This is a genomic window from Psychrobacter sp. JB385 (assembly GCF_900163785.1).
Lineage (GTDB): Bacteria > Pseudomonadota > Gammaproteobacteria > Pseudomonadales > Moraxellaceae > Psychrobacter.
In genome coordinates, this window is sequence record NZ_FUKN01000010.1 from 139,477 (window position 1) to 162,442 (window position 22,966).

Below are 22,966 nucleotides of genomic sequence, written 5' to 3' on the forward strand. Positions count from 1 at the left end.
ATGGCAACAGCGATGACAGCGATGGATGATAGTGACAATCAAAAAACGATAGAGCAGGATGCGTCTGTACTTTTCGATACGGAGCCAACAGATTGCGGTCATCTTATCGGAATAATGACCTTAAACACGCCCAAATCCTTGAACGCGCTGAGCGTCGATATGTGTCAGCTATTATCAGCACAATTAGAGCAGTGGCAAAATGACGAACAGGTAGTCGCTTTGATATTAAAAGGCGCAGGCGATAAAGCGTTTTGTGCAGGCGGTGATATTCGTAAACTGTACGACAGCATGTCAGCGAATGCGCCACTGCCAAACCCGTATGCCACAGAGTTTTTCAGTCATGAATATCGTCTCTATCGCCAGATGCATTTTTACTCAAAACCATTAATACTATGGGGTGATGGCATTATCATGGGCGGCGGTATGGGACTGATGGCAGGTTGCAGTCACCGCATTGTCACCGAGCGCACGCGTTTTGCCATGCCTGAGGTGACTATTGGCTTGTTTCCTGATGCCTCTGGTAGCTGGTTTTTGCAACGCATGCCAGCCAAGACAGGGTTGTTTTTGGGACTGACGGGTGCGATGTGCAATGGTAATGACGCTCTCTTAGCCAATCTTGCAGAGTATGCAGTCGCAAGCGATGATTATGAAGCCATTATTCAGCGTTTAAAACAGAGTAATTGGCAAGCGGCAACTGAATCTACTGATGCTAAGAATCTTCATGATAGTAATGCTTATCATATCGTCAGTCGTGCACTGGCTGCACAGTCCGCTGTTGACTTACCCCCTAGCAAGTTGGCTACCTACTGGTATCCAATTCAGAAACTGATGAATAGTGGCGGTTTGGGCGATATTGATGCGCTGCTACAAAGTGATGAGGCGCTTGCACAGCTAGGGGCAGATTTTTTTGAGGACAGTTGGACACAACGAGCGGTAGCAACCTATCGTCATGGTTGCCCTACGACGGCTGCATTGACTTATGCGCTGTATCATAAAGTGACTGATTTATCGATAGAGCAAGTTCTGTATTTAGAAACCAATGTGGCCGTACATTGTGCTGCCAATCCAGATTTCAAAGAAGGCGTACGAGCATTACTGATTGACAAAGATCGCAATCCGAAGTGGTCACGTTCGTTGGCTGATTGCTTGAATGAAGAAGGGCAGGCATACATTCAGCAGCATCTCGTCAATCCTTATCCTAAGGGTGAACATCCTTTAGCGCATTGGTTGAGCGATCATGCTTTGGGTAATGAGCTTGTACGTTAAAGGTTTGATTTGACGCATCAGAATAATTACTAATTATAAATAAGACTTAAAAATAATACATACCATATGTAGTGATACCTACATAGCAATCATCAAGGAGCGATGAGATGGATATCAACGATAAAAACGCAACTGATAAAGACGGCGATAAGCCAAATATAGCTTTTATTGGGCTGGGTAACATGGGCGCACCCATGGCAGAAAACCTACTAAAAGCAGGCTATACCTTGTGTGTCTACGACTTGTCGCAAGCTGCAACAGAACGATTGCAGCAAGTAGGGGCAAGCGTTGCATCTAGCCCTATTGAAGCTGCGCGTCATGCTCAGGTGGTTATCAGTATGTTGCCTGCTGGCAAGCATGTTCATTCTGTTTACTTGGGTGAAAACGGTTCTAACGGATTACTGACTGAATTGCCCAAAGGCACGCTTGTGATTGACAGCAGTACGATAGCGGCCGCAGATGCGATAAAAGTCGCTGAGGCAGCAAGTCAGCTTGGTGTCGATTTTTTAGATGCGCCCGTATCTGGTGGCACAGGCGGTGCAATCGCTGGTAGCTTAACCTTTATTGTTGGGGGCAGTGATGAAGCTTTTGCCAAAGCGCAGCCAATGCTAGCCGTCATGGGCAAAAATATCTTTCATGCAGGCGATCAAGGCGCAGGACAAGTCGCAAAAATATGTAATAACATGCTGCTGGGTATTTTGATGGCGGGAACAGCAGAAGCCATCAATCTAGGAGTTAAGAATGGCCTAGACCCCAAAGTTTTATCAGATATTATGCTGCAAAGCTCAGGTCGTAATTGGACATTAGAGGTTTATAATCCTTATCCCCAAGTCATGGAAAACGTGCCCTCTAGCAATGGCTATCAGGGCGGCTTTATGAGTAAATTAATGCAAAAAGACCTCAATCTTGCCATGCAAACCGCCCAAGATACCAATGTCGAAACGCCCATGGGGTCGAAAGCCGCAGAGCTGTATGAAGCCCACACCGTAGAAAATGGCGATAAAGATTTTTCAAGTATTATGGGTCGTCATGATCATTCAGTGCTCTTTTAAAATATTCTTTACCTATCCTATCAAAATTTAGTTTGCTGACGTCTCTTGCGGCCAAAATTAAAAGAATAAGCAAATAAAAAAGGGTCTGCATGACTATATAATGCAGACCCTTTTTTATTTTATATGAATTGCTCTATTAGCTTTGCAAGTCATACACAAGGGCTTGAAGGTCTTGTGCCGCTTTTTGCAGGCGTGGAACATGAACTAGGAGTTCATCCAGTGATACACGTATGGTTGGCGCATGTAGGTATAACGAGGCCAGATAGCGAGACTTTTTATCTAATATAGGTACAGCCACTGCTACCATTTCAGAAATAAACTCTTCATTGTCTATGCCAATACCGGTTTCAGCAATACGATCAAGCTCGGCGTTCAATGCCTCAATGTCCGTGATGGTATTTTTAGTGAACTTATCGAGTGGCAGGCCTTGGAGTATCTTATGGCGACTGGTAGCAGACAACTGGCTCAAGTAGAGCTTACCTGTTGCAGTACACCACATTGGCGATTTTGCGCCGACGGGTAAGTAAATTTGTAGCGGTAGGGTCGTTTGAGCACGATTGGTATAAATCATATTCATATGATAAGGAACCCCAATACCGCAGGTTTCTTTTAGCTCATCAACCAGTTTTTGCAAAATCATTTGTCGTTCATTAAAGAACAGTCTTTGCTGCCAAAGCTCAACACTCAGATTACGTACGCGTTTTCCAGGGATAATACCGCCACCAATATCGACAGTCAAAAACCCTTCATCAACTAAGTTTTGGATCAATCTATGAATGGTTGGTTTGGGAATATCCAATTCTTGCGATAGCTCAAGTGGAGACAGGGGTTTTGAAGCGTAAGAGACTGCTTCTATAATCTCTAGCACACGGGTAATCGACGATACTTTAGGCATATAGAGGGCTCAACAGTGGTAAAAAGAACAAACAAAGACCATTACAAGCAGTCACAAAGCAAATAAATAGAGACAAACACAATGGATTGTAACCTCTTAATTTTTGCTTCTGATTCAGTACAGTACTGAACGTAGAGGACGTTTTTTCTTATTATATAGAAACATTAGTCTTACGTGGGCATCTATCCCAAATTTTATATAAAGGTAATAATAGATACGTGAACTCACAAAACACAACAAACTGTAGTATTAAGCTATATAACTGTCATTGAGTTAAATAATAAAGTAAGCCATGATAATGACATATTTTGTAATATCCTCACATGAACATTAAGCATCTAGTGTTCCTGTCGGGGTCACTTAGTTGGTTTGAGAGTATTGTGTAACAGAAAGTCGAAGTTTTACGGGTTAGTGTAGTAATTATTACAATATCTATGCAATCTTTACATAACGGTAAATAAAAAGCGCATCTGTAGGGGTGACTTTTTGAGCCAAAATTGTTTTAATCTGCTCAACAAAATGATCGATTTAAAAAAAGCTAAGTTGTCATTTTTTTTGGGCGAGTTATTCCACACTTTAGGAGAGTATTTATGAAACTTATTAAATTAACAGCAATTTCTGCTGCCGTTTTAGCGTCAACTGCTGCACTAGCAGCTGAACCTGTTATTGTTGTTGATAATAACGATGCAATGGCTTATGAAGCACAACCAGTTGCAGTAGCTTATGAAGCAGAGCCAGTTGCAATGGGCTACGAAGCACAACCTGCTCCTTCTTATGCTTACAACGCTGATGCTGGCGTACTAAGCAACACTACTGGTGCTGTATTAGGTGGTACTAAGACTTTGTTCCAAACTGCTATCAACCCAGCCTCTGTAAGTGCTGAAGTTGGTACTTTAGGTTATGGTGCTAACGTTGCTTGGTCAATGAACGAAAAAACTGAATTGCAAGCTGGTTGGGCAGGTGGCGATGTTGCTGACCTATTCGGCGGTGATTTTGATGCCAATGACATCAACTATGATGTAGATGCTGATTTTAGTAACCCATACCTAGGTGTTCAGTACCGTCCAGTTGCTAACTGGTTCACAATGGGCGCTGGTATCATTGTTCCTGATAACGATATCGATGTACGTGCAAATTCTAAAGGTCCAAACTTCAGAATCGACGATGTTGATTACAACGCTAGTCAGACTGGTACATTGTCTGGTACTATCGAACACCGTAACAAGTTAGCGCCTTATGGTACTATCGGTTTCCGTCCTAACATCACTAACAACTTCGGTGTGTTTGGTGAAATCGGTGCAGCATACATGGGTAAAACTGATGCTACTGTTCGTTCAAGCAATCCAGACGGCCTAGTTACTGCTGTATCTGGCAATAGCGGTAATACTTCTACTACTGTTGTTACAGGTAAAGACGTTGCTAAAGCTGCTGAGCAAGAGCTTGAAGATAAAGATTACTTAGAGTGGTTCCCAATTGTTAAAGTTGGTGCAACTTACCGTTTCTAATCTAATGACAGTCTAAATACTGTTACTAGAAAAGATTAAAGTAAAAAATGACCCTTTTTAGGGTCATTTTTTTTGCGAAAAAATCATAAAGTAGTTTATTTAAAATATAACGATCGTTTGTTGGTTAGGCAAAATAGCAACACGGTAATGAGGTAAATCACATTGAACGACTTGGATAGTGGATTCGCCTTCTAGGCAACACATCAAATCAGGAATGAGAGCGGCATAATTCATACCCAATCCTTGTGCCAAGGTATATTGATGAATTTTGATAAAGCTTTCTTTTATTTGCCATAATAGTTTAGCAAGATTATCACGTTGACTAATAGGCAGTGAATTTAGGACAGAAAGCTCATTGATTGAGTAAAAACGCTGTGCGATTCGCCATTTCACATGATTACTTTCTACATCAATACCTACAGGACGATGACGACTGATGATGACGGCAACGCGACTTTCGAGCGTCTCATTGAGTGTTGAAGCAGAGCGTTCATTAACGCTACTCTTGTTAGCGCTGCTTGTATGGCTAAAGCATACATAATAGCCATTATTATTGAGGCGATAAGGGAAACTTGATTCGTCTAAAGAATCATTTATATTGAGCTTGCTGAGTAGTTTCTTTAATAATAATCGAACGCCTTGCCGTTGTAGTTGGCGCTGCTTGTGAGCCAGTTCTCGTACCGATAGAGTCATGGCTACAGAGTAATGCTGCCAATTTAACTCTGCAAAGTCATAGCAAGCTATATGAGAAGTAAAAGCAGCTGTTTGCCGTATTATTTTTTCTTGCTGGGCTTTAAAGGTTTCACTTACTTTTGCAGTAGCACACCATGTTGTGGCGTCAAGCTGAGTATAATGCAGCTGGGTCAGACTCAAGGTTGATATCATTGGTCAGTATCGATTGATATAAGTTTGCTTAGTAAAACATAAAAAGCCCAGCAATATAATATCGTTGGGCTTTTTATTATCAAGTAGAATGCACTTGATGAGCTGTACCAGTATTAATAAGACAATTCAGCACGGCGGTTTTGCGCATAGGCTTCTTCAGTCGTACCAGTAGCAGCAGGACGCTCTTCGCCATAGCTGATAACACGAACGTTATTTACAGCGACACCTTGAGCCGCTAGGTAGTTACGAGCAGCCTGTGCACGGCGCTCACCCAATGCCATATTATATTCACGGCTACCACGCTCGTCAGTGTGACCTGCGATAACAACACCAGCGTTCGGGTTTGAGCTTAGTAAGCTTGCATGCTGATTGAGGACGTTTGCAGCTTGTGAAGTGATTTCACTGCTATCGAAAGCAAAATAGACGACCGCTTGCAAATTTTCAGCACCAGTAACCACTGCACTAGAATTATCGACGATGACAGCACCGTTATATCCTGCTTGACCACCTGGAATACCTAATGGCGCAACGACAACTTCAGAGGTAGCGCGTTTGGTAGCACAACCTGTGGTCAATGCCACAGCACTTGATAGTACAGCGAGGACTACGATCTTAGAAAAACTGGTTGACATAATAAGCTCCTAAAATTTTAATTAATTTTGTTTTTTTAAACTGCTTACGATAAAACCTAGGCAATTGCTATCTAGCATATACTAAATGTTACATTATGTAAGTAGTATTACTGTAAATAACCCTTGAATTTACATATAGATATCGGCTGTATTACCAACGGCTTTTACCCCAATTCTCGGGATTGGCCCAATAATCAGCATTGAGCCAGTTTGGTAATTGCTTATAGTCATATAAGTTAAATTGCCACAAAGTAGCTGAGTTTAATGAAGTATTTGATAAAGAAGATTTTGCTCTATCAATAGCTTTATCTTCTAAATTTTGCTCACTTAAGACATCAAAAGGCGTAAATCCATAAGCTTTGAGATCTACAGTATTATCTAAAGCGATTAAAACGTGAGCGGCATAGAGATCGCGATAGCGCATGAGTAATGGAATATATTGTTGTAGAAGCTCTAGTGATAATGTTGGTAGCCAAAAGCAGGCGAGTGTATAACGCTCAGGTATGGCTTGGTGAAAAAGCTTCGATAATGTATATATCTGTGGTTTTTGCATGTGTGCTGTTGATGAGCTGTGGCTCTCATTAATCACATGGCTATTTAACTGTGGCTCAATTGCTAATTGCGCTTCTTTATCTTGTAGTACCCATAGCACTTCAGCGTTATCATGAGTTTGACTAGATATTGCGTCCACGTGTGTGGTCAGTGATGGTAACAAGGCATCAACATAATCTATGAGGAGAGGCAAGGTAATGTTTGAGTAAGTAGTATTATATTGGGTCATGTAATAAGCCATTTATCGGATGTGAAGTGTCAATGTGCTTATTAAATCATTTTAGTGGCCATTATCCAATGTATAGGATAAGTTAATTATTTTGGTAGCTATTTCTTGTCTTGAAGGCTGTTCTGTCTTAGCAACACAGTCAAAAAACAACTGCTTTGGCGTACGCTCTTGAAATTTGAGGTTTTAGGTCAATCTAACTATCAGATCAGGAAGGTAAATCGTCTCTTACCCTTGGCCTTATCTGATCTATTGCACGTATGATTCAGTCCTTGTCATCGTCACATGCTACTATTGCTACTCATATACTATAAATAATAATAGGAATCTATATGTCTATCGCCGAAACTGATGCTCAAATCATCAATCCAAATATGCCTGATGTGCCGCCAACTGCCCCAAACAAAATCAATTTAAAAGACTATAAAAAACCAAGCTTTGATGTAGAAACTGTCAATTTGGATATCAAATTGTTTGAGGAGTATGCGCAGGTAAATAGTACTTTGAGAATGATGCGCCAAACCGCAGGTGATCTAGTGTTATTTGGTGAAGAGCTTGAGTTACTAGCACTTACGATGAACGGCCGTCAATTGGGTGAAGAAGACTATCATCAAGAAGCAGGTAAGTTAACCATTGCACATGCGCCTGATGAGGTAACATTGGACATTCAAGTACGTATCTGTCCGCAGACAAACACCGCGCTAGAAGGACTATATATGGCAGGTAGTGGTGACGATACGATGTTTGTGACGCAGTGCGAGCCAGAGGGTTTCCGCAAGATTACTTTTTATCCTGATCGCCCTGATGTGCTAGCGATATTTACCACTCGACTCGAAGCTGATAAGCGCTATCCAACGCTATTAGCCAATGGTAATTTAGTCGAAGCAGGCGAAGTGGCTGATGCACCAGAGCGTCATTATGCGATTTGGCAGGACCCAACCAATAAGCCAAGTTATTTGTTTGCCTGCGTTATCGCTGATTTGGATGTGTTGACAGATTCTTATACGACGAGTGAAGGACGAGAGGTCTTGCTTGAGGTGTATGCAAAATCTGCCGATATCGATAAATGTGATGTTGGCATGCAAGCGCTAAAAGATGCCATGAAATGGGATGAGGTCAATTACGGCCGAGCCTATGACTTGGATCGCTATATGATTGTGGCGGTCAGTCAGTTTAATATGGGCGCAATGGAGAACAAGGGTCTTAATATCTTTAACACCGCTTGCGTGTTATCGAGCCCTGAGACCACGACCGATGCGCGCAGTTTTAGCGTAAAAGCCATCATCGCCCATGAGTATTTTCACAACTGGACGGGCAACCGTATTACTTGCCGTGATTGGTTCCAATTGTGCTTAAAAGAAGGTTTTACCGTCTACCGTGACCAATCATTTTCAGCGGATCAGCAGTCAAGTGCCGTACAGCGTATCGATGATGTGGCGACATTGCGTGCGCATCAGTTTGCAGAGGATGCAGGACCGCTGGCGCATCCAGTACGCCCCGAGAGTTTTGTTGAGATTAATAACTTTTATACGACAACCGTCTATGAGAAAGGCGCTGAAATCGTACGCATGATTGCCAACACGTTAGGTTCAGATGATTTCCGCAAAGGAACGGACGAGTATTTCCGTCGTTATGATGGACAGGCGGTCACGGTAGAAGACTTTTTATCAGCCCTTAGCATCACTGATGACAAGATTGAAGATTTCATTGATTGGTATCGCCAGCCAGGTACGCCCGTCGTTTCGGGTCATCAAAAGTATGATAGCGCCGCACAAACACTCACCATTACCTTGAGTCAGCAAACACGTCATGTGAAAGGCTTTGATGCACCAAAGACATTACCGATACCCGTTGCGACCGCATTGTTTGACAAAGACTCTGGCCGCATTGTTGCTGAGCGTATGCTACTACTTGATCAAGCCACACAAACCTTTGTATTTGAAAACATCACTAGTGAGCCTGTTGTGTCTTTACTGCGTGATTTTAGTGCGCCAGTACAGCTCAACTATGATTACCAAGATGCAGAATTAGCATTTTTGCTCAAGAATGAAACCAATGGTTTTAACCGCTGGCAAGTGACTCAAATGCTCGTCAATCGTATTTTACTACAGGGACAAAAATCAAAAAGTAGTCCTGATATATATCTACAAGCATTGGCACAGGCATTGCCCATCCTAGCGTCTGATGATGCGATGCTGGCCGCACGATTGCTCGATATTCCCTCAGCACAAGAACTGGCTTCGGCAATACAGAAAGATTATGATCCAGAATTAGTCAAATCTCAGCGTGAAAGCTTGTATCAACAAGTGGCAGATACATTTAAAGATCAATGGTCAACGCTCTATAAACAGATACCTGTAGTCTCTTATGAGGATAGCGCTGAAGCGCGCGGTGAACGCGCTTTGCGTAATGTGGTACTCGACATGGCTTTGACTGCTGATGTCAATGGTGCAGTAGAATGGGCTGAGCAGCAGTACACTAATGCCAGCTGTATGACAGAACGTTTTGGCGCTCTAAAAGCCATGGTCAATCATCAGCTGCCAAAAGCCAATGATTATTTGACCGATTTTTATCAGCGTTTCCAAGCAGATGATTTGGTCATCGATCTATGGTTCAGTGTGCAAGCGTCTGCCAATAATGTGAGCGTCGATGTGATCGAGTCATTGCTTGCGCACGAAGATTTCGATTGGAATACGCCCAATCGTGTACGCTCAGTTGTTGGAGCATTCAGCGCGCAACCTACTGTACTGTGGACCCAAAAAGGTCTTGATATGTATACTGGTGTGATTAAGAAGTTAGATGATGCCAACCCTGTCTTGGCATCACGCTTGCTACAAGTATTAGCGCGCTGGAATACATTGGTTGAACCACGACGCCAAATGGCTCATGACAGCTTATTGGATTTAAAGAAACACGCTACTTCCAAGCACGTGCTCGAAAGTTTAGACAGTGTGTTAAATGCTGCAAACAGCTAACTATTGACCTATCCTTGAGTAAAAGCTATAAAAAGCCCGTTTGACAGTAGTATGTCAAACGGGCTTTTTATAGCTGATGAACATCAACATCATTGATGTTCATAGTGATTAACGGTTAGGCAATACGTCTTTTACCATGTCACGTAAGTTACGTAGTGACGCGACCGTACTTTCCCAGTCTAAACAGCCATCAGTAATTGATTTACCGTATTCAAGTGCATCCAAATCAGCAGTCAGTTCTTGGCGACCACCTTTGAGATGGCTCTCAATCATCATGCCAATAATGGATTTGTTACCATTTTGGATTTGTTCGGCGACGTTTTGGATGACCATTGGCTGCAAATAAGGATCTTTGCCCGAATTGGCATGACTTGAGTCAATCATGATTTTGCCATTCGTCTTACCTTTTGCCAGCTCATTTTCGACTTGAGCCACGGCAGTTTCATCATAATTAGGTTTACCGTTACCACCGCGCAGTACCACATGGGCGTAAGGGTTACCTTTAGATTTGATAATACAGACTTTACCATCAGATGACAGACCCAAGAAGCTATGACCAGCTTTTACGGCTTGCATCGCGTTGACAGCAACTGTCATACCGCCGTCAGTACCATTTTTGAAGCCGACAGGGCAAGATAGGCCAGAGCTCATTTCACGATGTGTTTGGCTCTCAGTCGTACGTGCACCAATAGCAGACCAGCTAATCAGATCCTGCATGTACTGCGGAGTATTAGGATCTAAGGCTTCGGTCGCACATGGCAAGCCTTTTTCGTTTAGGTCAAGCAATAGCTTACGAGCAGTACGTAGGCCTTTTTCGATGTCAAAGCTGTCATTCATATCAGGGTCATTAATCATACCCTTCCAGCCGACAGTGGTACGTGGTTTTTCAAAATACACGCGCATCACAACAAATACGCTGTCTTCGATCTCTTTCGCCAATACGGCCAAACGATCGGCATATTCGTGAGCGGCTTTGATATCGTGGATAGAGCAAGGGCCAATGACCACAAATAGGCGCTTATCTTTACCATCTAGGATATCTTGGATGGTGTTGCGTCCTTTTAGAACCGTATCATACGCTTTGTCTGATAAAGGCAGCTCGGTTTTTAATTCAGCGGGAGTAATCAAAGGAATAAATTTTTCAATATTCACGTCGTCAATGTCTGCATTATGGGTAACTGATGTTGTCATGGTTATATATCATCTAGCTGATTTATAGGAATATTCATTATGCGGACAAAACACTTAGTTGACAAGGGCAGTCGAGCAGTTAATTAACTGATAACTGGAATGTGGAAACCAAAACTTAGTTATACTTACACCAACTTAGGGTTGTATTTAACATCGCAAATGCATGTTTGGTATTTCGTTTTTCTGTCTATTAATAAGTATTGATTAACCATTGGCTATCCAATACTCAGTTTTTATGCGTGATTTTCGCTATTTTTGCCATCGTCACGTATGATGGCGACTTACACAATATGATTGAGATACCCTAAATAATAAAGAGGCTCAATGGCTTTAGCATTTTATCTCTCATTCTCTGTGGTATATTTTATAATATCCCTTTTGTATCAATTGTATTTTTGAATATTGAGAGCTTGTCATGACAGATTTTGCGACGCCTAATAGATATACTGACTTAACAAATTCGACAGCGATAGATTCTCAGGTAGCTGATTTAAAAAAAGCGCCACTCATTATAGGTATCGTGGCAGGGGAGGCATCAGGCGATAGCTTAGGTGCAGACTTTATGCAACAAATGAACAATTTGCGTGATGATATTGTCTGGGTAGGCGTTGGTGGTAGTAAGATGCAAGCGCAGGGACTACAAAGTATTTTTCCCTTGGAACGTTTGGCTGTGATGGGACTGGTAGAGGTCATGGCACAGTTGCCTGACTTACTCAAAGCCCGTCGCGAGCTATTGACTGCGTTTGAAGCAGCTGATATTGATTGGTTTATCGGTATTGATGCGCCAGACTTTAATCTTAGGGTCGCTAAAAAATTAAAGCCCAAAGGTATATTTTGTGTGCAGTATGTGAGCCCCTCTATTTGGGCATGGCGTGAGTCGCGCATTCATAATATCAAAGCTGCGACTGACTTGGTGCTGTGTTTGTTTCCCTTTGAGTTACCCGTCTATGAGCGCCATAATCATCCTGCCATCTGTGTTGGTCATCCGCTGCTTCGTACTATGGATCGAACGCTGTTAGAGACACCGATCAATCAGCGACGTAGTGAATTGGTCTGGCATAATGATGGCTTGCAGCAGTTTTTTATTGAGCGCTTCGATGATGTCAGTCAACTTATTTGTGTGATGCCTGGCTCTAGGCGCAGTGAGATTACTGCTATTTTGCCCTTGATGCTAGATGGTATTCAAAAGCTTTTATTATTAGATCCTAAGCTGTGCTTTATTGTTCCAACTGTCGATCAAAACCATCAATATATCGTACAAGATGTCATTGATCAGCGGTCAGAGCAGCTGCGTTCTGCTATCGTGGTGGTGTATGATAATAGTCAGCCAACCTTTAGTCAGCAGGCAATGGCAGCATCAGATATTGTCATGCTGGCATCTGGAACAGCAACTTTGGAGGCAATGCTGCTTGAGCGCCCAATGGTGGTGGTTTATCAATTAAATCAAATGACTTATCAGATTGCTAAGCGTCTTGTTAAAGTTCCCTATGTTGCATTGCCCAATATTTTGGCAGGTACAGCGATTGTTCCTGAGCTTATTCAAGAGCAGGCAAGCGGCGATAATATTTGCCGTACCGTCATGCGTCTTCTACAACCTCGCGCGTATGCTGAGCAATCCAGCGATCTCTTAGCTACCAAACACGCGTTAGAGCAGCAAAGCAATCATGAGCCTGCCAATAGTGTGATTGAGCAATGGTTCATAAAAAACAACCAACAATCCTAACGTATAATCACTTTTAATCCATATTTATCCCATTAATAACATAGACATAATAACTCTATGAGTAACCAGCACTCTACCAAGAACTCTGCCACACCGTTTGATATCATTATCGAAACCATTGATATTAACGGTCAGTATATCCATTTGGCTGAGCCTGTCCATTTATCAGGTCAGCTCAATGTCTCTGAGCTGCGTGCTCAATATTTGACAAGTTCAGAAGAAGATTTGGCGTTACAGATGGGGGTTGATGAAGCAGGACGCGGCCCACTTTTGGGGAGTGTCAATGTTGCGGCTGCAATATTACCTAGCGCTTGGGCAGGACTGATTGAGAATCAGCCTCTCAAAGATACCCCGTTGTCCATATTAACCGACTCCAAACAGTTGAGTGAAAAAAAGCGTGACGTGCTTTATCCCTTGGTGCAGAAATATGCAATGGGGTATGTGGTTGCAGACGTTCCAGCCGCCGTTATTGATCAGATCAATATCTTGCAAGCGACGATGCTTGGTATGCGCCTGTGTACGGAAGTATTATTAGAAATGGTCGCTCCGTACCTTATGATTGACAACGCTGATAGCGATTTGCAGCAAAAGTCTCATACGTGCGTACAGGTATTATTCGATGGCAATCGGTGTCCTGATTTGGACGAAGCCACACTTGAAAAAGCAGGTATCAAAAAATCTGCCATCGATAGTCAAGCGTGGGTAAAAGGTGATGCGCGTCATACCAGCATTGCCGCCGCCAGTATATTGGCAAAAGTCAGTCGCGATAAAACCATGTATACGCTTGATAATCAATATCCAGAATACGGAATTGCCAAGCATAAAGGGTATCCAACAAAGGCACATATAGAAGCCATTGCAATGCACGGTATTTTGCCAGCGCATAGACGCAGTTTTGCACCAGTCAGAAAGGTGCTTGAAAACTAAAACAATCACTCATTTGAGAACAACTTAGATTCAAATAGCCTAAGCAAAATATATAAAATAACATTATATCGCTTAATGACATTGAGATAGTTAACTTTAAGCTATATTAAACTCGTATGAGGGCTACTACGCTATAGGATAAAAAGGAATGTCACACACCTCACATGACAACGTTGCAACCATCCTGTTTTTGACGGTACTTTTGACGGCTTGTAATGGGGGCGGGGAAGATGCTGATAAGACTCCTGCCCCAAGAGTCACGCCACCTATCATCGAGTCAAGCGATACCTCTATAGACCAATCAAATGATAATCTTGACGATCAGGCTGCCAATTCAATAGGGAGCAATGATACCAATGCGGCGCTAATTGCCAACAATGCATTCAGCTTGGCGAGGACCAGTTGTGGGCTGAATGGCTTGTCTGCTGATACAGCCTTAGAAGATATTGCCACCCAGCATACCAATTATATCCAATACGTTTTTGCCAATAGCATACCGACCGTATTCAATGCGCATTACGAAAATGAGATTGCAGATATTGCAAACGTGACCAATACCAATAATCCGTTTTTTGGCGGGCTGGATTTGGGAGCGCGGTTATCCAATGCAGACTATGCTAATGCACGTTTTGGGGCTGCCGAAAATATCGCACAATCGATGTATTACAGTTCAGCAGGTAAGCTATTTAGCTCAGAGGTCATGGCAAACTCAATGGCCAAGTCATTGCTAGCCGCGCCGTATCATTTGCGGTCTCTTATGTTGCCAAGTTTATATCTGACTGGTACGAGTATCGTTACCTATAAGCCACATAATAAAAATGCTACCAATAACCAAGGTTATATATTGGTCAATAATAGCGCAGCCACGCAAGCAACCAAAAATGAAACCGTCAAAGGCGTATTTACTTATCCATGTCAAGGTGTCACGGATACTGTGACCGCGCTATATAATGAAACTCCTGACCCTGTTAAACATACAGGTCGGGACTTACAAAATGATCCGATTGGGCAACCCATTTATATCAGTGTGCCGTCTGCGCGCACGATTACTATCAGCAATGTGACGTTTTATGATGTTGGGCGCAATATCAATGTACCGATTGAATTGCTAGATTATCGTCAAGATCCCTACAAAGATACAGTCAATGAACTGCCAGCAAATGAAGCGTTTATCTTACCTATTACTGACGATTTAAAAAGCTGTGAGGCTTTTTATAGTAACAATAAAAACTGCGGCTTGTATGGCAATAGTGAATATCGCGTGAGCTTTGATGTATTGATAGATAACAAGACGATAGAACGTAAGAGCTTCGTCTTTAAGACGGGCGCTGTAAATGAAGCATAGACAGCACCCTGACTATGGTTTTATGTCTGTGAAATCAAAAAGAAGAGTTCGGCTGCTGCAAAAAGGCTTCTTCATCATCGCTTGACTCACGATCTAGCGTGTCATTACGATGAGGATAACGACCAAACTGCTCAATAATACTTTTATGACGATGTTCAAAATCCAAGGTTTCAGCATCGTTCAATTGTTCAAACAAAGGTAGATAACGCTCATGAATCATCAGAGACTCAGAGTGCATGAATGGCATAATCATAAATTTGCGCCAGTCTACTGGTAGCGTATCAAAATGTGGTTGCTGGATGGCTTCTTGTGCCAAGACTACAGCCATACTGTCCTGCGCAAAAGCACACGCCTGTCCGCGACACAGATTACGCGAGAATTGGTCTAAAACAATAATTTCTGCTAAACGTCCAGCCAAAGCGGTAATAGAGCTGTTGCTGTCCTTGGCGGCTTTTGCACTACGCCATGTCACGCATTCGCCTCGTTTTGCCGCCTGCCAAATTTTTCTAAACTGATCGTTTATTTGCTGGTCAAAACGATCATTTTTTGCAAACCAATATGACTTATTGTCTTGGTCAAACCAAAAATCTAAAACAGCTCGAGCATCAGCGTCAAGGTATTCCACATTCATATTTTTTGGATCAAGCTGGGATAAATTGGCTTGGCTACTAGCAGTAGAATAGTCGGTTGATAATGACATAAAATATTCTAATTATGATGAATTTAGTCTACTATAGCGCAAATATTTATATCTGTCATGACGCCAATAGCGCGATTAGGTAACCTATTATGAATTTAGAAAACTCAGTAAAACCGTCCGACGTATCATTACCACCAACCCCTTATTACTTGCTAGATGAAGCTGCCATCGTTGCCAATATGCAGATTATTGCTCGTCTGTGTGAGCTCTCAGGTGCCAAAGCATTATTGGCGCTCAAATGCTTTGCAACATGGGGTGTGTTTGATGTGATGCAACCGTATCTGCATGGAACGACTTCTTCATCATTGAATGAAGTGCGTTTGGGTTATGAGACTTTTGGTAATAATACTGACGTCAATAGCAAAGATAAAAAAGAAACTCATGCCTATAGTGTGGCATATAGCGCCGATGAGATCGATGAAGTGCTGAGCTATGCGGATAAGATTATTTTTAACTCAATCTCACAGCTGACAGCGTTTAAAGATAAAGCTGCTGCAAAAAGTATTCCTGTCGGATTGCGATTGAACCCTAAGACCAGCAATTCGTCATTTATTATTGCTGATCCAGCGCGCCCTTTTAGTCGTCTTGGCGAGCACGATAAAGAAAAAATCACAGGGGTGCTTGGTGATATTACGGGTGTCATGATTCACAATAACTGTGAAAATGACAGCTTTGAGGCTTTTAGCGCGAGCTTAGCAGACATTGAGACACGATTTGGCGATATTTTAAAGCAGTTAGAGTGGGTGAGTTTGGGCGGTGGTATTCATTTTATCGCGCCTGATTATCCGCTCGAAAAACTGGCCGAAAGACTAAAAGGCTTTAGCCAAACTTATGGTGTCCAAGTGTATCTTGAACCAGGTGAGGCAAGTATCCACGGTGCAGGGTCATTGGTTACGACGGTATTAGATACCATGTACAATCAAAAAAATCTTGCTGTCGTTGACTCTTCTATCGAAGCGCATATGCTGGATCTGCTGATCTATCGTGAGTCAGCGCCCATTACAGCCATCAATAAAGCGACTATTGATGTCAATCCTGTCAAGTCTATTATCGACGATTCAGCTGTTCATGAGCCCTCGACAGCCAAATCTGAGCAAACGACAGAAAATACGATTATTTATGGTCGTTCTTGTTTGGCTGGCGATATTTTTGGTGAGTATGAGTTATCGGACAGTTTGACAGTAGGTGATACCATCACTTTTGGTAATGCTGCCGGTTACACCATGGTCAAGAAAAATTGGTTTAATGGTGTTAATATGCCAGCCATTGTCATTCGTCGTTTAGGTGGGCGCATTGATGTACAGCGTGAGTTTGATTATCAAGACTATAAAGCGAGTTTGTCTTAATTTTAAGTCTGCTGGTTTTTAATATATAAAACTATTGGTTATCTTAGCGATTAATTGTTGCCGAAAAGCATGTAAAAATTGCTATAATCGCCACGGGCAAAAATAGCCATATTTGCCCGACGGGTGCGTGGGTTTTCCTCGGTCTTCCTTTTTAATTCACGCATATCATTCACTCGTTTCTGCTTTGCATAGCCACTATTAATGGTATCTACAGGAACACAAAGGAGGATTGTTCATTGAACACAAACCAATCAGTTAAGCCCAACAAAAAAGACGTACTCATCATTGGAGCCGGCGGAGTCGCTCAAGTGGTTGCGCATAAGTGTGCCATGCACAATGATGTATTGGGTGAGATTCATATTGCCTCGCGTACGGTAGATAAATGCAGTGCAATCGCCCAAAGCGTGATAGATAAAGACAGTTTTAAGCTGCCTGCGGTATTGCATACGCACCAAGTTGATGCCATGGATACCCAAGCATTGATAGAGTTGATCCAAGCCACAGGCGTACAGATCATCATCAATGTTGGATCAGCATTTATTAATATGACGGTGCTTGAGGCTTGTATTGAGACAGGCGTGGCATATATTGATACTGCCATTCATGAAGACCCGCGTAAGATTTGCGAGACACCGCCATGGTATAACAACTATGAATGGCAACGTCGCGAGCGCTGCGCAGACAACAATGTCACTGCTATTTTAGGGGCAGGTTTTGATCCTGGAATGGTCAATGCGTATGCGCGTCTTGGGTATGACATGATGGATGCAGGATCAGTCAGTGACATTGATATTATTGATATTAATGCAGGCAGCCATGGCAAATATTTTGCGACCAACTTCGATCCTGAGATTAACTTCCGTGAGTTCACGGGTACGGTTTACTCTTGGCAAGACAGCAAGTGGCAGTCTAACAAAATGTTTGAAGTCAAACGTACCGATGATTTGCCAGTTGTGGGCGTGCAAAACAGCTATCTGAGTGGTCATGATGAAGTGCATTCATTATCTGCTAATTTAGATGTACCAAACATTCGCTTTTGGATGGGCTTTGGTGAGCATTATATCAATGTCTTCACTGTCTTGCAGAATCTAGGTCTACTATCTGAGCAGCCAGTGATGACTGCTGAAGGCCAAGAAGTGGTGCCGCTAAAAGTTGTTAAAGCAGTACTACCAGATCCAAGCTCACTTGCACCAAACTATACAGGAAAGACCTGCATTGGTGACAAAGTCAAAGGCAAAATCAATGGCGTTGGGGCTGAAGTGTTTATCTATAATGTTTCAGATCATAAAGATGCCTACAACGAAGTGGGTAGCCAAGGCATCTCGTATACCGCAGGCGTGCCACCTGTTGCGGCAGCTATGCTAGTTGCAACTGGCGAGTGGGATGCGGGCAAAATGGTCAATGTTGAAGAGCTAGATGCCAAGCCATTTATCAATCTGCTCAACAAGATTGGTTTGCCAACGCGTATCAAAGACAGCAATGGTGACAGAGCGCTTGAGTTTGATATTTGAGCCTACGATCAAAATAAGTGTTGTTATCAATAGCAAAAAGCCTATCTATTATAGATAGGCTTTTTTATGTTAATAGAATTAAGAGGGTTGATGCTAAAAATATTCAATCCCTCACATGTTCTACTATGCTTTATTGGGCTATGCTTCACTAGGGTTATACTTTCGCAATGCTTCAATACGATCATCAAGCGTCGGGTGTGAACGGAAAAAATTAGCAATACTAAAGCCTTGAGTTTGCCCTGTTGAGATCGCAAACGCTTTCATGTTCTCAGGCATTTGGTCTGGACGTTGTTCAGCTGGGCGTAAGGCATTTAACGCACTGATCATTTTTTCACGGCTGGCAAGTTTCGCGCCCATCTCATCTGCACGGAACTCACGTAGACGTGAGAACCACATCACGATGGCAGATGCCAAGAAACCAAGCAAGATATCCATCACAATACTGGTGACAAAATAGCCAATACCAGGTGCATCGCTTTCATTTTTGAAGACAGTACGATCAACAAAGTTACCAATGATGCGAGCGAAGAACATAACAAAAGCGTTTACCACTCCCTGAATAAGGGCCAGTGTGACCATATCACCGTTTGCCACATGACCAATCTCATGCGCCAATACTGCTTCCACTTCATCCGCTGTCATATTTTGCAATAGGCCAGACGATACAGCAACCAATGCTTTGTTCTTATTCCAGCCAGTTGCAAAGGCATTGGGTTGTGAATTGTTGAAAATACCAACCTCAGGCATGCTAATATTCACAGCACGTGCTTGTTTTGCCACGGTATCCATAAGCCATTGTTCTGTTGGGTTTTTTGGCGTGTCAATCACAACTGTGCCAGTCGAGCGTTTCGCCATCCACTTTGAGATAAACAATGAAACCATTGAACCAATCATACCGTACAAGCCACACATAATAGCAAGACTGGTATAGTTGAGCCCGCCTGCTGAATGCACACCGCCAATACCGAAGACTCGGGATAAAATACCAAACACGATGCTAAATACGACAATCACAGCTAAGTTGGTTAATAAAAATAATCCAATACGCATCATTTCGCTAATTTCCTAATAAAAGTTTAAATGAAACTTTAGAATAAAACGCTTTAATAAGCGATTACTTGTATTTTGATGTTATATAAATGGCGTTATTTTGGTAAATAACAATGCCATCATGGGTTTAAATTGGGCGATATTCTCAAAAATATATAGATCAGCAAACATTCATTAAAAACGCTAAAGTACGGCCAATATTGATCGATATAATGATACAAACCGTTGAAATGAGAACATAACATGCAACTAGAAATCAATACTATTGACGCTTTTACCGATACCGTGTTTAAAGGCAATTCTGCGGCAGTTATTATCACAGAGCGTTGGTTATCCAATGATTTGATGCAGTCCATTGCTTTTGAGAATAACTTATCTGAAACGGGGTTCATTGTCCCTAATACTGACGGACTTTATCATATACGCTGGTTTTCACCATTTAAAGAGATTGCTTTTTGTGGACATGGTACATTGGCATCCGCTTTTGTTTTATTTAAGAAAAACCCTACAGCGAAGAGCATTCGGTTTTCAGCCAATGCGGTGGGCATTTTTACCGTCATACAAACCGCTGACGGCAAGATACAAATGGATTTTCCCAATAGAATGCCTAAAAAGGTGGATGAAATCCCTGACAGTTTGTTAGCAGGTCTCTCTATCGCACCTACTGACGTTTATTACAATGAAAAAGCCTATTTTGTGGTCTATAACGCTGAATCTGATGTGCTCACTGTTGCTCGCAATAATGAGAAGTTAAAAGAGCTATTACCACTAAATGTCGTGGTCACTTGTCAGGCGACGTCCGACGAATATAGTGATTTTGATTTTATCTCCAGATATTTTTGGTCAAACGATGGCGGCGGCGAAGACCCAGTAACAGGTTCAGTGCATACTGGGCTTGCGCCTTTATGGGCACAGCGTCTAGATAAAAATAAGTTGACTGCATATCAAGCGTCCAGTCGAGGTGGTGTGCTTGATTGTGAAATAGTAGGGGAGAGAGTACTTATTTCTGGCAATGCCGTGCAGTATTTGACGGGCTTTATTACGATTGAGGAAGCATAGGTTTTGACAGAATTAAAAACAGTTGGGCTTTTTGCGCTGACGGCCCTTGCAGAGATTGTAGGTTGTTATCTGCCTTATCTGTGGCTGCGAGAGGGTAAGTCAGTGTGGCTTCTTGTGCCTGCCACGCTTAGTTTGGCAGCATTCGTCTGGCTATTGACGTTGCACCCAACAGCTGTCGGTAGAGTCTATGCTGCTTATGGTGGGGTATATGTGGTCATGGCAATATTATGGCTGTGGACGGTTGATGGTATTCGTCCAACTATGTGGGATATGATGGGCTCTGCGGTTGCACTTTGTGGAATGGCAATTATTATGTTTGCACCGCGTGGCACTTAGATTTAGAAGTACCTAGTGATTTAGAAGTACCTAGTTGGACAGGTGCCTATTTTAAACTGTGGATTCTTAAAAGCGCTAATCGAACCATAGATTCAATTAGTGCTTTGATGTATAAGATATTAGTGTTTACCTAAGATACTACCATTGTCATCTTTCTTCGCTTGTTTGGCTGCTTTTTTCTCTTTGGCAGTTAATAGAGGTTTCTTTTTAACGTTCTTTTTGCTGTCCTGACCTTTACTCATCATTTTTTTCTTTTGGGGTTGGGCAGGTTGCCTTGTAAAAGCAATTAGACTTGAAGACAAATGCTACCCGTGACGCAGAGAGTGCGTATTTGATTGAGTATAGGCTTAAGACTGAGCAATAGATAGCATTTGCACAACCCCTCTACCTTTTTATCTTTTTATAAGTCGACTGTTATTTTATTTACCTATAAATTTATCAGCTTGGATTGATTCGTTCAATCAATACGAGTATTCATAAGTGCTTACTTACGGATACATGACGATTTGCTATAATAAGCAATAAGCCGATAACTAGAAGCGGCAAATTTTATTTAGCACGACTACCTTTAGCACGACAGTGCTTACTGTTTTGGTTGATTATTATGCGTATCCGTAAACTCTTCAAATTTGAAAATGCTCATATTGTTCGTAACTGTAGTTCTGAGCGCTGCAAGCACTCTATCCACGGCCATAGCTATCAGATCGAATTGATCTTGGAAGCGAAACGCTTGGACCATGGACAAATGGTGTATGATTTTGGATTATTAAAATCTTCGATTAAAGACATTATTGACAGTTTTGACCATGCTATCTGTTTTTGGAGCAAAGACGATCCTGAGTATGTCGCTGCTTGCAAAAAGTTCAGTGCGCGTTGGATCAGTTTGCCAGTCTCACCATCCGCAGAGCAGTTTTCACGAGTTATTTTCTTTTGGGCGCAAGAGATCTTGCAACAAACTCAAATGCAAAATGGCGAGACAGATGTTAGCGTTTATTCGGTGATTGCTCACGAAACCGCGACGGGTTATGCGCAATGTTTTGCTGATGATGTTGCCAATGAACAAATGGGCAAACTTGTCTTGGAGGACTTCGAATTTAGTGATCAAGTCCGCGCTGAATGGCACGATACCGATCTGTATGCCAAGCTGATTCGTGGTGAGCGCTTTGTGAATCCATCAGTGACCATGCAGGTTCAGCCCGATGCATAATGATAACGCTCAAATTGCTACCGACAAAGATAGCAAAGCGGTGCACACGTTAACCTTACACTCTGAAGACGATACGCAGGCATTGGCTCAGCAATTGGCAGCGCTACCACTGACAGGAAGCGTTTGGCTGGCAGGTGACTTGGGGGCGGGCAAGACCACTTTGACGCGTTATTGGCTACAAGCTTTAGGACATAAGGGCGCGGTAAAAAGTCCGACCTATACGTTAGTAGAGCCCTATCGTATTGACCAAGGAAACGGCATAACCAAACCTGTCTACCATGCTGATCTATATCGTCTACAAGACCCAGAAGAGCTATCATTTATAGGGTTTGATGAATATCTTGATGAGCCAAATGTACTGGTGATTATTGAATGGGCGAGTCGCGCGGATGGCTATTTACCAGTACCAGACTTATTCGTTGATATCACGCAAAAGGCGAATAGCGATGATGGTAAAGAAGTTCGTCAGATTGAGCTAAGACTGTCCAAAACTGGACAGGCACAAGGGTTAGATTTATCCATACTCAATATTTAAATATTACCTCACATATTTGCCAAAACGTAATCTACTACAATATATAAT

21 protein-coding genes are annotated in these 22,966 nt (G+C 42.4%); 13 read left to right on the forward strand and 8 right to left on the reverse strand.

Features of this window, described 5'->3' with window-relative positions:
• Positions 1-1,266: an enoyl-CoA hydratase/isomerase family protein gene (locus CZ794_RS04695; protein WP_256958864.1), complete on the forward strand. Its 1,266-nt coding sequence runs from the start codon at positions 1-3 to the stop codon at positions 1,264-1,266.
• Positions 1,267-1,373: 107 nt separating this feature from the next.
• Positions 1,374-2,318 carry a 3-hydroxyisobutyrate dehydrogenase gene (gene mmsB / locus CZ794_RS04700; RefSeq protein WP_087040516.1) on the forward strand — a complete coding sequence of 315 codons (945 nt, stop codon included), beginning with the start codon at positions 1,374-1,376 and terminating at the stop codon, positions 2,316-2,318.
• Positions 2,319-2,454: 136 nt separating this feature from the next.
• Here mmsB and CZ794_RS04705 read toward each other — a convergent pair whose 3' ends face one another.
• On the reverse strand, positions 2,455-3,213 hold the full coding sequence (locus CZ794_RS04705; protein ID WP_087040517.1) for an IclR family transcriptional regulator: 759 nt from the start codon (positions 3,211-3,213) through the stop codon (positions 2,455-2,457).
• Between the two features lie 590 nt (positions 3,214-3,803).
• Here CZ794_RS04705 and CZ794_RS04710 point away from each other — a divergent pair.
• A complete protein-coding gene (locus tag CZ794_RS04710; RefSeq protein ID WP_179207244.1) occupies positions 3,804-4,718 on the forward strand; it encodes a hypothetical protein in 915 nt (304 codons plus the stop codon).
• Positions 4,719-4,817: 99 nt separating this feature from the next.
• On the opposite strand, the gene CZ794_RS04715 is transcribed toward CZ794_RS04710, so the two are convergent.
• The 3 genes from CZ794_RS04715 to CZ794_RS04725 all read right to left on the reverse strand — a co-directional run bounded on the left by CZ794_RS04715 (position 4,818) and on the right by CZ794_RS04725 (position 7,016).
• Complete coding sequence (locus CZ794_RS04715) at positions 4,818-5,591, reverse strand: 4'-phosphopantetheinyl transferase superfamily protein (protein WP_179207245.1); 774 nt, start codon at positions 5,589-5,591, stop codon at positions 4,818-4,820.
• A 125-nt stretch (positions 5,592-5,716) separates the two neighbouring features.
• The gene (gene pal / locus CZ794_RS04720; protein WP_087040519.1) at positions 5,717-6,235 is read right to left on the reverse strand and encodes a peptidoglycan-associated lipoprotein Pal; all 519 of its coding nucleotides are present in this window, start codon (positions 6,233-6,235) and stop codon (positions 5,717-5,719) included.
• Positions 6,236-6,386: 151 nt separating this feature from the next.
• Entirely contained in the window at positions 6,387-7,016 is a 630-nt protein-coding gene (locus tag CZ794_RS04725; protein WP_087040520.1) for a DUF6231 family protein, read from the reverse strand.
• A gap of 329 nt (positions 7,017-7,345) precedes the next feature.
• On the opposite strand from CZ794_RS04725, the gene pepN reads away from it, so the two are divergent.
• Complete coding sequence (pepN, locus tag CZ794_RS04730) at positions 7,346-9,988, forward strand: aminopeptidase N (protein WP_087040521.1); 2,643 nt, start codon at positions 7,346-7,348, stop codon at positions 9,986-9,988.
• A gap of 108 nt (positions 9,989-10,096) precedes the next feature.
• On the opposite strand, the gene CZ794_RS04735 is transcribed toward pepN, so the two are convergent.
• Positions 10,097-11,179: a 3-deoxy-7-phosphoheptulonate synthase gene (locus CZ794_RS04735; protein ID WP_087040522.1), complete on the reverse strand. Its 1,083-nt coding sequence runs from the start codon at positions 11,177-11,179 to the stop codon at positions 10,097-10,099.
• A 415-nt stretch (positions 11,180-11,594) separates the two neighbouring features.
• Between CZ794_RS04735 and lpxB the strand changes: the two genes are divergently transcribed.
• From lpxB to CZ794_RS04750, 3 genes are all read left to right on the forward strand, one after another.
• Positions 11,595-12,902, forward strand: coding sequence for a lipid-A-disaccharide synthase (lpxB, locus tag CZ794_RS04740; RefSeq protein WP_087040523.1), 1,308 nt, complete (start codon positions 11,595-11,597; stop codon positions 12,900-12,902).
• 57 nt (positions 12,903-12,959) lie between these two features.
• Complete coding sequence (locus CZ794_RS04745; protein ID WP_087040524.1) at positions 12,960-13,829, forward strand: ribonuclease HII; 870 nt, start codon at positions 12,960-12,962, stop codon at positions 13,827-13,829.
• A 148-nt stretch (positions 13,830-13,977) separates the two neighbouring features.
• Positions 13,978-15,174 carry a hypothetical protein gene (locus tag CZ794_RS04750; RefSeq protein ID WP_087040525.1) on the forward strand — a complete coding sequence of 399 codons (1,197 nt, stop codon included), beginning with the start codon at positions 13,978-13,980 and terminating at the stop codon, positions 15,172-15,174.
• A 34-nt stretch (positions 15,175-15,208) separates the two neighbouring features.
• On the opposite strand, the gene CZ794_RS04755 is transcribed toward CZ794_RS04750, so the two are convergent.
• Positions 15,209-15,805: a DUF924 family protein gene (locus tag CZ794_RS04755; RefSeq protein WP_373407896.1), complete on the reverse strand. Its 597-nt coding sequence runs from the start codon at positions 15,803-15,805 to the stop codon at positions 15,209-15,211.
• A gap of 158 nt (positions 15,806-15,963) precedes the next feature.
• On the opposite strand from CZ794_RS04755, the gene CZ794_RS04760 reads away from it, so the two are divergent.
• The gene (locus tag CZ794_RS04760; protein WP_087040527.1) at positions 15,964-17,220 is read left to right on the forward strand and encodes a carboxynorspermidine decarboxylase; all 1,257 of its coding nucleotides are present in this window, start codon (positions 15,964-15,966) and stop codon (positions 17,218-17,220) included.
• Between the two features lie 236 nt (positions 17,221-17,456).
• Positions 17,457-18,731 carry a saccharopine dehydrogenase family protein gene (locus CZ794_RS04765; protein ID WP_087040528.1) on the forward strand — a complete coding sequence of 425 codons (1,275 nt, stop codon included), beginning with the start codon at positions 17,457-17,459 and terminating at the stop codon, positions 18,729-18,731.
• Between the two features lie 138 nt (positions 18,732-18,869).
• Here the strand turns inward: CZ794_RS04765 and htpX are convergent, their stop codons facing one another.
• Positions 18,870-19,784, reverse strand: coding sequence for a protease HtpX (gene htpX, locus CZ794_RS04770; RefSeq protein WP_087040529.1), 915 nt, complete (start codon positions 19,782-19,784; stop codon positions 18,870-18,872).
• Positions 19,785-20,024: 240 nt separating this feature from the next.
• Between htpX and CZ794_RS04775 the strand changes: the two genes are divergently transcribed.
• A complete protein-coding gene (locus tag CZ794_RS04775; RefSeq protein ID WP_087040530.1) occupies positions 20,025-20,840 on the forward strand; it encodes a PhzF family phenazine biosynthesis protein in 816 nt (271 codons plus the stop codon).
• 3 nt (positions 20,841-20,843) lie between these two features.
• Positions 20,844-21,176: a YnfA family protein gene (locus tag CZ794_RS04780; protein WP_087040531.1), complete on the forward strand. Its 333-nt coding sequence runs from the start codon at positions 20,844-20,846 to the stop codon at positions 21,174-21,176.
• A gap of 119 nt (positions 21,177-21,295) precedes the next feature.
• On the opposite strand, the gene CZ794_RS14155 is transcribed toward CZ794_RS04780, so the two are convergent.
• Complete coding sequence (locus tag CZ794_RS14155; RefSeq protein ID WP_256958865.1) at positions 21,296-21,421, reverse strand: hypothetical protein; 126 nt, start codon at positions 21,419-21,421, stop codon at positions 21,296-21,298.
• A 359-nt stretch (positions 21,422-21,780) separates the two neighbouring features.
• Between CZ794_RS14155 and CZ794_RS04785 the strand changes: the two genes are divergently transcribed.
• Positions 21,781-22,383, forward strand: coding sequence for a 6-carboxytetrahydropterin synthase (locus CZ794_RS04785; RefSeq protein WP_087040532.1), 603 nt, complete (start codon positions 21,781-21,783; stop codon positions 22,381-22,383).
• Positions 22,376-22,918: a tRNA (adenosine(37)-N6)-threonylcarbamoyltransferase complex ATPase subunit type 1 TsaE gene (gene tsaE / locus CZ794_RS04790; protein ID WP_087040533.1), complete on the forward strand. Its 543-nt coding sequence runs from the start codon at positions 22,376-22,378 to the stop codon at positions 22,916-22,918. The genes CZ794_RS04785 and tsaE overlap by 8 nt, the downstream gene beginning before the upstream one ends.
• The last annotated feature ends 48 nt before the right edge of the window (positions 22,919-22,966 follow it).

Bases quoted from the DNA above. Each gene is read 5' to 3' on its own strand.
- CZ794_RS04695 (WP_256958864.1), top strand. From the start codon at position 1: ATGGCAACAGCGATGACAGCGATGGATGATAGTGACAATCAAAAAACG.
- mmsB (WP_087040516.1), top strand. From the start codon at position 1,374: ATGGATATCAACGATAAAAACGCAACTGATAAAGACGGCGATAAGCCA.
- CZ794_RS04705 (WP_087040517.1), bottom strand. From the start codon at position 3,213: ATGCCTAAAGTATCGTCGATTACCCGTGTGCTAGAGATTATAGAAGCA.
- CZ794_RS04710 (WP_179207244.1), top strand. From the start codon at position 3,804: ATGAAACTTATTAAATTAACAGCAATTTCTGCTGCCGTTTTAGCGTCA.
- pal (WP_087040519.1), bottom strand. From the start codon at position 6,235: ATGTCAACCAGTTTTTCTAAGATCGTAGTCCTCGCTGTACTATCAAGT.
- CZ794_RS04725 (WP_087040520.1), bottom strand. From the start codon at position 7,016: ATGACCCAATATAATACTACTTACTCAAACATTACCTTGCCTCTCCTC.
- pepN (WP_087040521.1), top strand. From the start codon at position 7,346: ATGTCTATCGCCGAAACTGATGCTCAAATCATCAATCCAAATATGCCT.
- CZ794_RS04735 (WP_087040522.1), bottom strand. From the start codon at position 11,179: ATGACAACATCAGTTACCCATAATGCAGACATTGACGACGTGAATATT.
- lpxB (WP_087040523.1), top strand. From the start codon at position 11,595: ATGACAGATTTTGCGACGCCTAATAGATATACTGACTTAACAAATTCG.
- CZ794_RS04745 (WP_087040524.1), top strand. From the start codon at position 12,960: ATGAGTAACCAGCACTCTACCAAGAACTCTGCCACACCGTTTGATATC.
- CZ794_RS04750 (WP_087040525.1), top strand. From the start codon at position 13,978: ATGTCACACACCTCACATGACAACGTTGCAACCATCCTGTTTTTGACG.
- CZ794_RS04755 (WP_373407896.1), bottom strand. From the start codon at position 15,805: ATGAATGTGGAATACCTTGACGCTGATGCTCGAGCTGTTTTAGATTTT.
- CZ794_RS04760 (WP_087040527.1), top strand. From the start codon at position 15,964: ATGAATTTAGAAAACTCAGTAAAACCGTCCGACGTATCATTACCACCA.
- htpX (WP_087040529.1), bottom strand. From the start codon at position 19,784: ATGATGCGTATTGGATTATTTTTATTAACCAACTTAGCTGTGATTGTC.
- CZ794_RS04775 (WP_087040530.1), top strand. From the start codon at position 20,025: ATGCAACTAGAAATCAATACTATTGACGCTTTTACCGATACCGTGTTT.
- CZ794_RS14155 (WP_256958865.1), bottom strand. From the start codon at position 21,421: ATGATGAGTAAAGGTCAGGACAGCAAAAAGAACGTTAAAAAGAAACCT.
- CZ794_RS04785 (WP_087040532.1), top strand. From the start codon at position 21,781: ATGCGTATCCGTAAACTCTTCAAATTTGAAAATGCTCATATTGTTCGT.
- tsaE (WP_087040533.1), top strand. From the start codon at position 22,376: ATGCATAATGATAACGCTCAAATTGCTACCGACAAAGATAGCAAAGCG.